12 protein-coding genes are annotated in these 12,533 nt (G+C 65.5%); 1 reads left to right on the forward strand and 11 read right to left on the reverse strand.

Translation table 11 applies throughout. The features are described from left to right. Positions 1-12 precede the first annotated feature (12 nt). The 8 genes from ASD44_RS08675 to ASD44_RS08710 form a co-directional block, all read right to left on the reverse strand. Positions 13-1,728, reverse strand: a complete 1,716-nt coding sequence (locus ASD44_RS08675; protein WP_056110723.1) for a GMC family oxidoreductase N-terminal domain-containing protein — start codon at positions 1,726-1,728, stop codon at positions 13-15. Positions 1,729-1,731: 3 nt separating this feature from the next. Continuing rightward, positions 1,732-2,460, reverse strand: coding sequence for an SDR family oxidoreductase (locus ASD44_RS08680; protein WP_056110725.1), 729 nt, complete (start codon positions 2,458-2,460; stop codon positions 1,732-1,734). A 118-nt stretch (positions 2,461-2,578) separates the two neighbouring features. After that, positions 2,579-3,274 carry a ribulose-phosphate 3-epimerase gene (locus ASD44_RS08685; protein WP_156459815.1) on the reverse strand — a complete coding sequence of 232 codons (696 nt, stop codon included), beginning with the start codon at positions 3,272-3,274 and terminating at the stop codon, positions 2,579-2,581. Next, positions 3,271-4,083 carry an alpha/beta hydrolase gene (locus ASD44_RS08690; protein ID WP_082542415.1) on the reverse strand — a complete coding sequence of 271 codons (813 nt, stop codon included), beginning with the start codon at positions 4,081-4,083 and terminating at the stop codon, positions 3,271-3,273. Before ASD44_RS08690 ends, ASD44_RS08685 begins: the two co-directional genes overlap by 4 nt. Further along, complete coding sequence (locus tag ASD44_RS08695; protein ID WP_056110729.1) at positions 4,080-4,901, reverse strand: sugar phosphate isomerase/epimerase; 822 nt, start codon at positions 4,899-4,901, stop codon at positions 4,080-4,082. Before ASD44_RS08695 ends, ASD44_RS08690 begins: the two co-directional genes overlap by 4 nt. Further along, a complete protein-coding gene (locus ASD44_RS08700; protein ID WP_056110731.1) occupies positions 4,901-5,977 on the reverse strand; it encodes a Gfo/Idh/MocA family oxidoreductase in 1,077 nt (358 codons plus the stop codon). The genes ASD44_RS08695 and ASD44_RS08700 overlap by 1 nt, the downstream gene beginning before the upstream one ends. A 49-nt stretch (positions 5,978-6,026) precedes the next feature. Beyond that, positions 6,027-7,274: a class II D-tagatose-bisphosphate aldolase, non-catalytic subunit gene (locus ASD44_RS08705; RefSeq protein ID WP_056110733.1), complete on the reverse strand. Its 1,248-nt coding sequence runs from the start codon at positions 7,272-7,274 to the stop codon at positions 6,027-6,029. Next, positions 7,271-8,197: a sugar kinase gene (locus ASD44_RS08710; protein ID WP_056115747.1), complete on the reverse strand. Its 927-nt coding sequence runs from the start codon at positions 8,195-8,197 to the stop codon at positions 7,271-7,273. Before ASD44_RS08710 ends, ASD44_RS08705 begins: the two co-directional genes overlap by 4 nt. 194 nt (positions 8,198-8,391) lie before the next feature. Between ASD44_RS08710 and ASD44_RS08715 the strand changes: the two genes are divergently transcribed. Continuing rightward, positions 8,392-9,411 carry a LacI family DNA-binding transcriptional regulator gene (locus ASD44_RS08715; RefSeq protein ID WP_056110735.1) on the forward strand — a complete coding sequence of 340 codons (1,020 nt, stop codon included), beginning with the start codon at positions 8,392-8,394 and terminating at the stop codon, positions 9,409-9,411. Between the two features lie 76 nt (positions 9,412-9,487). Here ASD44_RS08715 and ASD44_RS08720 read toward each other — a convergent pair whose 3' ends face one another. The 3 genes from ASD44_RS08720 to ASD44_RS08730 all read right to left on the reverse strand — a co-directional run bounded on the left by ASD44_RS08720 (position 9,488) and on the right by ASD44_RS08730 (position 12,399). After that, on the reverse strand, positions 9,488-10,234 hold the full coding sequence (locus tag ASD44_RS08720; protein ID WP_056115750.1) for an ATP-binding cassette domain-containing protein: 747 nt from the start codon (positions 10,232-10,234) through the stop codon (positions 9,488-9,490). After that, complete coding sequence (locus tag ASD44_RS08725) at positions 10,227-11,306, reverse strand: ribose ABC transporter (RefSeq protein ID WP_056110737.1); 1,080 nt, start codon at positions 11,304-11,306, stop codon at positions 10,227-10,229. The genes ASD44_RS08720 and ASD44_RS08725 overlap by 8 nt, the downstream gene beginning before the upstream one ends. Positions 11,307-11,406: 100 nt before the next feature. Further along, entirely contained in the window at positions 11,407-12,399 is a 993-nt protein-coding gene (locus ASD44_RS08730; RefSeq protein ID WP_056110739.1) for an ABC transporter substrate-binding protein, read from the reverse strand. Positions 12,400-12,533: the final 134 nt, after the last annotated feature.

The raw sequence follows: 12,533 nt of genomic DNA on the forward strand, positions 1-12,533 counted from the left end.
GCCATCCTCCTCTCAGGCTGCCTTGGCGACGGCCTTGTCAGCCGCCCTGATCAGGTCCGCGCCCTTTTCCGCCAGGCAATAGGTCGCGCCCACCGTGTTGCCGGAAACGATCGTCGGCATGATCGAGGCATCGACCACGCGCAATCCATCGACGCCATGCACCCGCAGCGTCTCCGGATCGACCACCGCCTGCTCGCCGCGACCCATCGCACAGGTGCCGACAGGATGGAACAGGGTGCCGACGCGCTCGCGGATGAAGGCGTCCAGCGCGCCGTCGCCCTGCGCTTCGGGGCCGGGATCGATCTCGGCGTCGAGATGCGGTTCGAACGGCTTCTGCGCCATGATCTTGCGGGCAAGCCTGATGCCGTTGCGCAGCACGTCCATGCTGCTGTCGCCGCGAAAGAAATTGTAGAGGATCGACGGCTTGTCGTTCGCGTCGGCGCTTTTCAGCGTCAGGCGGCCGATGCTGCCGGGGCGCAACTGGCAGACATGCATGAGGAAGCCGTGGCCCCCGAAACCGGAGGCGGCCTGCGTGTTGGCGCGCCCGGTGCAGAAAAAGAGCTGGATGTCAGGCCGCTCGCTTGCCGGGTCGGTCGAGACGAACCCGCCCCCCTCGCCCGTCGTCGAGGAAAACAGGCCGCGCCGGCGAAACAGCCAGTCGGCGAGATGGAGGGCGTTGCGCGGCATCGCCTTCAGCGACAGGCCATAGGGCGCGATCGATTTCGACCGGTACTCCAGGGTGACGTCGAGATGGTCCTGCAGGTTTTCGCCGACGCCCGGAAGGTCGCGGATGACGGCGATGCCATGACGGACAAGTTCGCGCGCCTTGCCGACGCCGGAAAGCATGAGCAGGTGTGGCGACACGAACGAACCGGCCGCGAGAATGACCTCCCGCGCCTTCAGTTCGCCGGTCTCGCTGCCTCGGCGCCACGCGATCCCGGTTGCAGTGCGGCCTTCGAACAGAACCCTGGTGACCTGCGTTTCCGCAATCACGGTCAGGTTCGGCCGGTGACGCACGGGATCGAGATAGGCGCCCTCGCCGGTAACGCGCTCGCCGTTCTTCTGCGTGAAAGTGTATAGCCCGACGCCGTTCTGACGCTCGCCGTTGAAGTCGGGATTGAGCGTGTAACCGGCAAGCTGCGCCGCCTCCAGATAGGCGAACGCCATCGGGTTGACGCTGCGCAGCGGCGCGATGTTCAGCGGTCCGTCGATGCCATGATAGGCTGAATCGACGCTTTCGTAGAACGAGCGGCCTCCCACTCGTATCCGCCGGGCGGTGGCAGGGTCGGCCAGCGGCTCAAACCGCTCCAGCTTGCGGAAATAGGGCAGCAGGTCGTCGAAACCCCAGCCAGGATTGCCAATGTCGCGCCAACCGTCGAAATCCTCGCGCTGGCCGCGAATGAAAATCTGCCCGTTGACATTGGTGCTGCCGCCCGTGCCCCTGCCCCGCGGCAGCGCCATCGAACGCCCCTGCAGGCCGGGCTCCGGCTCGGTTTCGAACCACGACATGAATTTCGGTCCACCGAGAAAGGCCAGCGCCGGCGCCATGAAGGTGACCATCGCCAGCGGGATGCGCACGATCGCCTTGCGCGCATTGCGGTCGGATCCGGCCTCCACCAGCGCGACCCGCACAGACGGGTCTTCGCTGAGGCGATTGGCAAGCACGCAACCTGCGGCGCCCGCTCCGACGATCACATAGTCGAATGGCGCGTGGTCGGGCGGTCTCACGGCTCAGATATCCTGGTTCTGCGGCAGGATGACGAGATCGCGGATGGTGACGTTGGCCGGCCGCGTCAGCATGTAGAGCACGGCGTCGGCGACATCCTCCGAGCGCAGCCCCTCGCGCGTTTCCACCTTGGCGGAGATAGCGGCGGGGTCGTTGTAGCCCCACAATTCGTTGAGTACGACGCCGGGCGCGACCTCGCCGACGCGGATGTTGTGCCTCGCCACCTGCCGCCTCAGCCCATGTACGAAAGACTGGATCGCATGCTTGGAGGCCGAGTAGATCGGCTCCCAGTGGATCGCCTGATGGCCGGAGACCGACGAGGTGATGACGATGTGCCCTCCGGCGCGCTCGATCATGCCCGGCAGCACGGCGCGCGCCAGCCGGAACACGCTGTTGACGTTGATCGCCATGAGTTCGTCCCATGCATCGGGATCGCCCTCGGCGACCTCGCCCGGAATGTAAAGCCCGGCATTGGGAAGAAGAATGTCGATCCGGCCAAAGCGCGCAACCGTCTCGGAAACAACCCGGTCGACTTCACCCGGTTTGGTCAAGTCCGCGGCAAGGGCAAGGGCATCCTCACCGATATCCGAAGCGACGGCCTGAAGCCGCTCATCCGACCGGCCGACGAGCGCGACTTGCGCTCCGGCGGCCGCCACGGCGCGGGCCATCGCCCGCCCGATGCCGGAGCTGGCCCCGGTGACAAGCACGACCTTGCCTGAAAGCTGCTCCCCCATCGCATTCCTCCTCTACGATGCCTGCCATAATTGGCTTCGATCAGACTATGAACAAGGCTTCTGCTCGTCAACGAAGATATTGTCTCGCGTAAAAATTATCACGCGTGATCGTCTCGTTTTACACGGCGTGCAGCCAGCGCATGCGGGCAGTGAGATCGTCGGCGCCGAACGCCAGCGATCCCATCACGACCGTCTCCGCGCCGGCGGCGCGCAACAGCGGCACGGTGTTCTCGCGGATGCCGCCATCGGCGGCGAGGACGATGCGCCGCCCGCTTGCCGCGATCAGCGACGCAGCCTGGCGCAGCCGGTCGCCGGCTGTGGCATCGAGCCCCTGCCCTTTCACGCCAATGGCGGTGCCGAGCAGGGTCAGGAAATCGACCCGGTCGAGATAGGGCCGGCAAGCCGCGACCTCCGTTTCGACGCGCAGCACGATTCCCGCCGCGACGTTGCGGCTTCGGATCAGCGCCAGCGCCTCGTCGGCAACGGCCGCGTTCTCGGCATGGATGCTGATGAGATCGGCGCCGGCATCGGCGAACTGCGCTGCCTGCTCGACCAGCACCGCATCGGCGACCATGAGATGGACGTGGATCGGCAGCGTGCTGGCGCTCCGCATCCGGGCGACGAGGTCCGGGAAGAACAGCAGCGCCGGGGCGAAATGTCCGTCCGCGACATCGACATGCAAGACGTCCGCATGACCTTCGATGCGGGCAAGGTCTTCGGCCAGGCGAAGGAGATCGGCCGACCACATCGAATATTCGGCAATCAGCCGGTTGCGTGGAAGCTCGGCGAGCCAGTTCGGGCTTGGCATTTTCAGAATCCTTTCAGGAAGGCGCGCAGCGCCGCTTGGAAATCCGCCAGATAGGCGGATTTGTCCGCGCCCTTCGGCGTGATTTCCGTCAAAGTTGCGCCCGGGATCAGGCGCGCCAGCCGTTCGGCATGAACGAGCGGATGGATGAAATCCTGCCGGGTCGCCAGAATGGAGACAGGCATCTCAAGCCCGGCCAACTCAGCTTCGGAAACGCCCGGGCTGTCGGCCGAGATGGCGGTCAGCAATCCGGCCGTCACGGCAATCGGCTCGCGCTCGAAGAAACCGAGAAGGGACTTCAGATTGTCCGGCGCTTCGCGGGCGAGCAGCGCGTGCGTTTGGCTCGCCAGGAATTCGGCGCGCGCTTCGGCCGGCGGCAGGCGCGACAGCAGCGCCCCGATCTCGGCATTGGGGCGGATGTTGTCGGGACCGGGAGCAGAAACCCACGCCGGCCGCGCGAGCACCAGCCCGCGCACGAGGTCCGGCCGGCGCACCGCGATGCGGCTCGAAATGGCCGCCCCCATCGAAATGCCGGCCAGCACCCCCGGAACGCCAAGATGTTCGATCAGGGCGACGACGTCGTCGGCAAACATCGGGATGGAAAAGGCGGAGCCGGCTTCGGATGCACCGTGCGCCCGGCACTCCAGTCCGATCAACCTGAACCTGCCGTCATCCGGAAAGGCTTCCGCCACCTGGCCGATATCGCCGCACAGCCCGTGCTGGAACACCACGGGCAGGCCAGCGCCGCCGGAATCGTAGGCCGCCAGCGAAAGACCGTCTCGTTCCAAAAGACGACGTTTGAGATCGGCGAGGTTCATTGCAGATGGCCGCGCAGGAAATCGGCGACGCCTTTCGCCTCGCCCGCCGCCAGCCCGTGGGCGACGAGATCGCCGTCGAAACCGGCACGCCGCAGGCAGGCGAGATAATGCGCATAATCCAGCACGCCCTTGCCCGCCGTCGCGAAGGAGCCGTCCGCCGCGCGGTCCTTGGCATGACCCATGGCGATGTCCGGTCCGAGAAGGTCTATCGCCTCGGCGACGATCCGGCGCTGGGTGGACGGGTCAACTTTCTCGAAAAGATTGGCCGGGTCGAGCACGATCGCCAGCCTGTCGCTGCCCATCTCGTCGAGCAGCCGCCGCGCCTTGGCGGCGGAATCGACGATGTTGGCCAGTTCCGGTTCGATGCCGAGGCGGATGCCATGGCGCATGGCAACCGCCACGGCCTTCTCCATTTCGGCGCGCATGTCGCGCCATGCCTCGGAAGAACCGTTGTCGGGATGATGCCGCCACTGATCGTCCCGATCCCGCGTGCCGGTGCACAACGTGACAAGGCGGGTGCCAATGGTAGCGCAGGAGCCGGCGATCACCTCCAGCCGCTGCAAGCCGTCTGCACGAACCGCCGGGTCGGGATGCGCCATGTTGTAGGTGCCGGAAACCGCGCAGAGCGGTACGCCCTCGGATGTCGATGCCCGCGCAATCGCAGCGGCCGCCTCAGACGGGATGCTGTCCGGCATTGCCGGCAGGCCGGAACAGGCGAAATTGTACTGCGCGGTGTCGAACCCGGCTGCTGCGACTTCCGACAGGATGGAAGCGGGATCGGTTCCGGGAAAGGTCTTGGCGAAGATTCCAAGCCGCATCACACTTCCCCGCAGACCTGATCGAGCCGGACCGGCTTGCCGGTCTCGGCCGAACGCGCGATCGCCACCATCACCCGCACGCAGGCGATGCCGTCATCGATGTCCGCGCCGGTCATCGGGGCGCCGTCGAGGATGACCGAAGCAAAACCTTCGAGCTGGCGCCGGTAGAAATGACCGTCGGCGCCGAGCACGCGGCGCGACGCGCCTTCCGCCTCGTCGAAAATATCGACCTCGCTCGATTTGTAATACCAGGGATTATAGGTCTTGCCGACGACCGAGCCGTTGGCGCCGTAGATCTGGAAACCCTCGTGCCAGTCCATCCGCACCGCCACGGTGAGGTCGAGATGGCCGAGCACGCCATTGGCGAATTCCACGTCGACGAACCAGCAGCGCATGCCGCCGCGGTGGCTGAGCCGGGCGTCGACAGCGACGATGTCACCCGCGAAGAAGCGAGCTGTGTCGACCAGATGGCTGCCATGGGCGAGCATGTAATAGCGTTCGAGGTTGGCCTTCGGGTCTTCCGCCGGCTTCCGCGCGCGGGCGCTGGTCACCATCAGCGGCTGAACAGCGTCGGTCATCGGGTAGCGGTGGGTGGAATCGCAATACCACGCTTTCAGCGCCACCATCTCGCCCATGCCGTCGTCGATGAAGGCGCGCGCCGCCTGCAGCCCGGCATCGAAGCGCTTCATGTGCCCGACCTGCAGGACCTTGCCGCTGGCGGCCACGGCGGCTTTCAGCTCGTCAACCGCCTCGACGCTGGTCGCCACCGGCTTCTCGCACAGGACATGCTTGCCCGCCTCCAGCGCACGGATGGCGGCGGGAACATGGAAGGCGTCGGAGGTCGCGATGATCACCGCCTCAAGGTCCGGATCGGCCAGCATGGCGTCGTAGTCGGCAAAGGATTTTGCCGGCGCATGGGTCGCCGCCATCCGCTCGCGCAGATCGTCGGCCACGTCGCAGATTGCATAGAGATCGGCATTCGCTGCCTTGTTGCAGCTTTCGAAATGCGCCGCCTGCGCGATCGGTCCGCATCCCAGCACGCCGACGCGCAGTCTCCGATCGGCTTTCTTCGGCATTCTCATACTCCTTCACCGGACGCCGCCGGCGATCAACGGTCGTTGGTGACTACTCGCCCGCCGCCGCGCGATATTTCCGCACGACGTCGCCCACCATGCGGCGGACGATGCGGTCGGACAGGTCGGCGGAGGCAGGCACGGGATCGACCAGGCCTCCAACCGCCTGCGCGACAATTCCCGGTTCAGGCTTTGCCGCCCTGACATTGGCATAGAGGTTCGCCAGCGCCGCCTGCACCGCCGGTCGCGGCCAGTAATAGCGAACCCGGTCGGAGAGGCCGTAGAGCATCATCTCCCGCTCGCGCGGCCCGGGCGCAACATAGGCGCGCCAGTCGCCATGGTTCGCCCGCATCTCCGACAACAGCACATCAACGATGTTGGAAGGGTTGGCGACATTCATCAGGGATTCGATCTCAGCCAGCGCCATGACCGCCTGCCGGAAGGCAAATGTCAGCTCAGGCCCGACCTTGAGGATGGCGAAATGGCCCTGAACGAGATCGCTCAGCGCTTGCTGGCTCTGGTAGTCCGTGGAATGCGCCTCGAATACCATGCCGGGCAGCCGGGTCACGGCGGCGGAGAGGTCTGTGGCCTTCGATGCGTCGAAGGCAAAAACCGTATCGTTGCCGAAATCGACGCCGGGTTGCACGACGATGCCGATGACACGCGTCAGCGCGTCCGCCAGGCCACGCGCGACGAAGGCGCGCTCGTGCAAGGCCCAGGTCTCGGCCACCGATGCCGGATCGGTCAGCGCCAGTGCGTCGAGCGCTTCCGTCTCGCCACCGGGGATCGGCACTTCGGTTCCGATGACATAGACCAGATCGGCGCGGCCCCGGCTTTCGGCTACCGCGCAAAGCTCGGCGGCTCGTTCGGCGATTTGCCCTTCCGAGAGGTGGCCGTCATCGGCACAAGCCATCGAGGCATCGAGATGGATCTTGGTGAAACCGGCATCGACAAACGCCGCGACCAGGTCCCGCGCCTTGGCCATGGCGGCCTCGGCCGGTTCCGACTTCCACGGGTTGGGGCCGAGATGGTCGCCGCCGAGGATCAGCCGCGCCGGTTCGACGCCCTCGGCCTTGGCCAGGTCCTCGACGAAGGCGCGGAAACCGGCAGGGGTCATGCCGGTATAGCCGCCGAACTGGTTGACCTGGTTGCACGTCGCCTCGATCAGGATCGGCGCTGTGTCGTCCCGGTATGCGGCGAGGATCGCCCGCAGCGTCTGCGGGTGCGCCGTGCAATAGGACGGGATGCCCTGCCCCTTGCCGGCTTGATTGGCCGCGACGATGTCAAGCAGCGCGCTCATGCCTGTCGCTCCAGAAAAGCCTCTATGTCCGCCAGCGAGGAATTGCCTTCCATCGGCCCGACCTTGCCGACCGCCAGCGCCCCGGCGGCGTTGGCGAGGCGCATGGCCTCGCTGAAGGAAAAGCGGCCGGCCAGCGCGACGAAAGTGGCGCAGAAACAATCGCCGGCGCCGGTCGGGTCGATGACCTCGACCTTGTGCGCGTCGAAACTTTCGACCTGCCCGTCGGATGCCGCGCCGATGCAGCCCGCATCGCCGCGTTTGAGCACGACATAGCGCGCGCCGGCGCCGAGCAGACGTTGCGCGAAAGCCTCGAACGGCTCGCCCGGAAACAACACCTCGGCATCCTCCGTGCTGGGGAGGATGAAGGAAGCGATATCGAGAAGCGCGCGCACCGTCTCCATGTAGGACGGGTCGGCGACGAGCTCCTTGCGGATGTTGGGGTCGAAGGAGATCGCCACGCTCTTTTCATGCAGCGCCCGGCAGACCTGCAGCGCCGCCGCCGCCATTTTCGGGTCGCCCAGCGTCGATCCCGAAATGTGAAAAGCGTCGAGGTCGAACCCCGCGAACTCTTCGATGGCGGCGTCGCCCACGGGAAGCTGAGCAGCCGCTGAATGGGCGATGTTGAAGACGAAATCGCGGCTGCCGTCGGAATTGTAGGAAACGAAGGCAGATCCGGTCGGGATGCCCGCCACGGTGCGCACCAGCGCATCGGAGACGCCGACCGCCGCGAAACGGTCGAGCAACACCTCGCCGAACGCGTCGCTGCCTACCGCGCCGGAGAAGATCGTGCTTGCGCCGACCCGCGCGGCCTGATCAATGAAGATGCCCGGCGCTCCGGAAGGATAAGGCCCGGCATAGGTCGAGGCGCGCCGGTTGCCGCCATCCTTGTCGGCGCAGATGAACTCGACCAGAAGTTCTCCCATCGAGCCGATCCGGCCGGCTTTTGGCTCCGCCGCGTTCACAGGGAGAAGCTCCTATATTTTATGTGCGGCAAGATTTTCCTTGTCCCGCGATAATTTGATTGATCCGAACGGATCGCGATGGCACTTTGCCGCCGGACCGGGCGATTGCGCCCCGGGCGGCATGAGCGGCGGTGACAGTGAAACAGATCCGGACGATGGAGGAATTTGCCGAGGCGATCGGACTGTCGCGGCCGACCGTCTCCAAATATTTCCAGAATCCGGACTCCGTCCGCCCCAAGCTGCGCGAGAAGATCGAGATCGGCCTCAAGGAAACCGGCTTTCGCCCGAACCTGTTTGCCGTCAACCTCAACCGCCGGCGCACCAAGATCATCGGGTTGATCTTCCCGAACTCGCTCGACCCCTTCTATATGGGCCTGCGGCGTCGCATCGAATCGCAAGCGACGGCGCTGGGCTACCTGCCCTTCGTCTTTTCCTCGGACGGCAAGGCCGAACTCGAGGCCGAGGCGCTCGAAACCCTGTCCTCGATGAACGCCGCCGGCGTCATCATGGCCCCGGTCGGCGGCGACGCCAGCCACCGCAAGAAGGTCAAGGCGCTGGCGCGGAACATTCCGGTCGTCTTCATCGACGCCCCGTTCGACGAGGAGGAGGACTTCGTCGGCACCAACAACGGCCAGTCCATGGCGCTGATCACCGACTATCTCACCCGCTTCGACGACCCGCCCTGCTATTTCGACATGCCCTGGGTCAACTCCAACGCACCCGACCGGCGCGACGCCTATGTCGCGACGATGCAGCGGCGCGGGCTTACGCCTATCATCATACCGCTGACGCCATCCAGCGATTGGGATTTCGAACGCTACGCCTTCGGCGAGGCCACGCGAATCCTGAATGAAGGCGGCTTCCCGACCCGCGTCGTGCTGTGCGGCAACGACCGCGTCGCCTTCGGCGTTCTGGCGGCGCTGCATCAGGCCGGCCGAAAGGTCGGCATCGGCCCGGATTGCGACCTGCGCGTCGCGGGCCACGACAACCAGCCGCTGTCGGAATACATCTGTCCGCCGCTGACGACGGTCCAGCAGAACACCGCCGAAATGGGCCGGCGGGCGCTCGACATGCTGCTGGCGCGCATCGACATGGCCCATGGCGCGAAGAAGCCGCGGCCGCGTGGCGAGCATGTGCTGGTCGATGGCGATTTGATCCTGCGCTCCTCCGCCTGACGACGAGGCGTCCGGCGTCAGAGCAGACCGCGGGCTGAACCCCGCCGAGCGATAGGACTGTCCGGCGCGCAAGGCCTCAACCGCCGACCATGAGCTTGACCACTTCGTCATGGGTCGTTTCGGAAATCTTGCGCTCGCCGGCGGTGACGCCCCGGCGCAGCACGATGATGCGGTCGGACACGGCAAAAATGTCCTGCAGATTGTGCGAGATGAAAATGACGCCTCGCCCCTGCGCCTTGAGCTGGTGGATCAGCGAGATGACCTTGCGCTGCTCGGGCACGCCGAGCGCCGCCGTAGGCTCATCCATGATGAGGATTTGCGCGTTCCAGTAGACGGCCCGGCCGATGGCCACCGCCTGCCGCTGGCCGCCGGAGAAGTTGGACACCGGCGCTTCCATGCGCGAGACATGGAAATCCAGCATCGCCATGGTCTGCCGCGCCGCCTGGGCCATCTTCTTGCGGTCGAGCACCGGCAGGAAGCCGAACGCCCGCCGCATCGGCTCCCGGCCAAGGAAGATGTTGCCGCCGATGGTCAGATTGTCGGCCAGCGCGAGATCCTGGTAGATCGTCTCGATGCCCTTGTCGCGGGCTTCCTGCGGCGTGCCGAAACTGACCGGTTCACCCTTCAGCTTCACTTCGCCGGAGGTCGGGCGGAACACGCCGGAGATAGCCTTGATCAGCGTCGTCTTGCCGGCTCCGTTGTCGCCGGCAAGCGCCACGACCTCGCCGGGGCGCACCACCAGCGACACGTCGCTGAGCGCACGGACGGCGCCGAAATATTTGGAAAGATTGCTGACTTCCAGAAGCGGGGCGGTATCATTCATCCTGGCGGCCTCCACTGAACCGGCGCTGTGCCTGATCGATCAGCACCGAAATGATGATGACGACGCCGACGCTGATGAACTGCCAGAACGGCTCCACATTGACGAACACCAGCCCGTACTGGATCACCGCGATGACGAACGCGCCGGCGACGGTGCCGATGATGGTGCCGGAGCCGCCGAACAGGCTGGCGCCGCCGATCACCACCGCCGCCACGCAGTCGAGCAGCAGCGGCTCGCCGGCCTGGGCAGCGCCGGCATTGAAGCGCGCCGAATAGAGCACGCCGGCCAGGCCCGCGCAGCAGGCTGAGAGAATGTAGAGGCGCAGCAGATGCGACCTGATGTCGATGCCGGCGCGCCGCGCCGCCTGGACATTGGCGCCGATGGCGTAATTGTGCTGGCCGAAACGCGTCTGGCTGAGCAGGTAGTGCATGGCCAGCACGAAGATGGCGGCAATGATGACGATGTACGGCACGTTCATGATGCGGCCGTTGCCGATGGTGGCGAAGAAGGAGTTGTTGACCGGAACCGTGGTGCCGCCGGCGAGCAGGAAGGCGACGCCGCGCGCCACGCCGAACATGCCGAGCGTGCCGATGAACGGCGGAACCCGCAGGCGCGATACCAGCAGGCCGTTGATGATGCCGGGAACGGCGGCCACCAGCACGGCAATCAGGAAGCCCAGCAGCACCGCCATCGGCATGCCGAGGCCGGGCGTGAAGGCGTTGATGGCATGGGCCGCGACGACCGCAGCCAGCCCCATGATGAAGCCCAGCGACAAATCGATGCCGCCGGAGATGATGACGAAGGTCTGCCCGGTGGCAAGCAGCAGCGGCGCCACGGCGAAGATCGTGATCGATTGCAGGTTGAACGGATTGAGGATGAACGTGCCGCCGAAGCTGATCCGCGCCCAGGCCTCGAAGCCGAGGATCAGCGCCAGCAGGAACAGCCAGGCCCGCAGGTCGGCTATGCGTTGAACCAGTGTCTTGGCGCGATCGGCATGATCCGCCTGTGGCCGGCCATTGGTGTCGGCGCTCGCTGCGCCGGCCGCCGGGCCATGGCTATCGGAAGTTGTCATGGGCGCGCCTCTTCGAGGTGCCTGCGGTCAGGGCCGCAGGAAGACCATAGATCGGGGAAGAAACGGCCCCCCGCTTTTGCGCGGGGAGCCTGTCTCGCAATTATTCCGAATAGATGTATTTCGCGACGTTCGGGTCCGCGACATTGGTCTTGTCGATGACCGTGAAGCCGGTGCCGATCGAAACCGGGATCGACTGGCCGGTCAGGTGCGCAAAGGCCGAAACCACGCCGTAATAGCCGATTTCCGCCGGATGCTGGGCGATGGCCACATCGACCAGGCCGGACTTGATGTTGTCGACGATCGAGCCCGGCGCATCGAACGCAACGACCTTGATGTTGCCCGTCTGGCCGGCCTGCTGCACGCCGTTGCCGGCGCCGAGCGCCGAGAACAGATTGGCGCCGAACACGCCCTTCAGGTCGGAATTGCGTGCGAACACCGCCTGAAGCTGGCTCGCCGCCTTGTTGGCGTCGTTTTCGTTGAACTGGGTTTCGAGCACGGCGACCTTCGGGAAGGCCTCTTTCATCTCGGCCTTGAAGCCTTCCTCGCGCTGGTCTGTGGTGGAAATGCCCGGCTTGACGTTGGACACATAGACCTTGCCTTCACCGCCCATCGCATTGGCGAGCGCGCGGGCCGCCATGCGGCCGCCAAGCACGTTGTCCGAAGCGATATAGGAAAGCGGGAAGTCGGCATCACCGGCGCCGGTCTGGTATTTGCCGGTGCCGATGAAGGTATCGACGGTGATCACCGGAATGCCGGCGTCGTTGGCCTTGCGCAGCGGCTGGACCAGCTGGGTCGTGTCGGTCGGCGCGATCAGGATAGCGGAAGGCTTGCGCGCGATGATCGCGTCCAGCACCGGCACCTGGACGACGGGGTTGAACTCCGGCCCGCCCTGGAAGACCAGTTCGACGCCGAGAGCATCGGCCGCGGCCTGGGCGCCCTTGCGCATGGTGATGTAGAAGGCATCGGTGGTGAGGCCCGGAATCAGCGCGATGGAATATTTCTTCTCCTGCGCGAAAGCCGTGCTGGCCGGTATCCCGACCGCTGCGACGGCAGCCATTGCCATCGCGGATTTGAGAACTGAACGACGCTCCATGGAACTCCTCCCTTTCGTGAGTTTTGTGCCGACCGGCGGTCGGCCCATTTATCGAACCTGGCGATTGGCCAAGGTCCTCCCGGCCACTAATTTCGTCTGAAACGATTCCTCATCATGCGTGTCCGCGAGTCCGA

The sequence above is a fragment of the Mesorhizobium sp. Root554 genome, assembly GCF_001427025.1.
GTDB lineage: Bacteria > Pseudomonadota > Alphaproteobacteria > Rhizobiales > Rhizobiaceae > Mesorhizobium.

Excerpts from the sequence above, each read along its gene's own strand:
- ASD44_RS08680 (WP_056110725.1), bottom strand. The coding sequence starts at position 2,460 with ATGGGGGAGCAGCTTTCAGGCAAGGTCGTGCTTGTCACCGGGGCCAGC.
- ASD44_RS08690 (WP_082542415.1), bottom strand. The coding sequence starts at position 4,083 with ATGAACCTCGCCGATCTCAAACGTCGTCTTTTGGAACGAGACGGTCTT.
- ASD44_RS08695 (WP_056110729.1), bottom strand. The coding sequence starts at position 4,901 with ATGCGGCTTGGAATCTTCGCCAAGACCTTTCCCGGAACCGATCCCGCT.
- ASD44_RS08700 (WP_056110731.1), bottom strand. The coding sequence starts at position 5,977 with ATGCCGAAGAAAGCCGATCGGAGACTGCGCGTCGGCGTGCTGGGATGC.
- ASD44_RS08705 (WP_056110733.1), bottom strand. The coding sequence starts at position 7,274 with ATGAGCGCGCTGCTTGACATCGTCGCGGCCAATCAAGCCGGCAAGGGG.
- ASD44_RS08710 (WP_056115747.1), bottom strand. The coding sequence starts at position 8,197 with ATGGGAGAACTTCTGGTCGAGTTCATCTGCGCCGACAAGGATGGCGGC.
- ASD44_RS08715 (WP_056110735.1), top strand. The coding sequence starts at position 8,392 with ATGGAGGAATTTGCCGAGGCGATCGGACTGTCGCGGCCGACCGTCTCC.
- ASD44_RS08720 (WP_056115750.1), bottom strand. The coding sequence starts at position 10,234 with ATGAATGATACCGCCCCGCTTCTGGAAGTCAGCAATCTTTCCAAATAT.
- ASD44_RS08725 (WP_056110737.1), bottom strand. The coding sequence starts at position 11,306 with ATGACAACTTCCGATAGCCATGGCCCGGCGGCCGGCGCAGCGAGCGCC.
- ASD44_RS08730 (WP_056110739.1), bottom strand. The coding sequence starts at position 12,399 with ATGGAGCGTCGTTCAGTTCTCAAATCCGCGATGGCAATGGCTGCCGTC.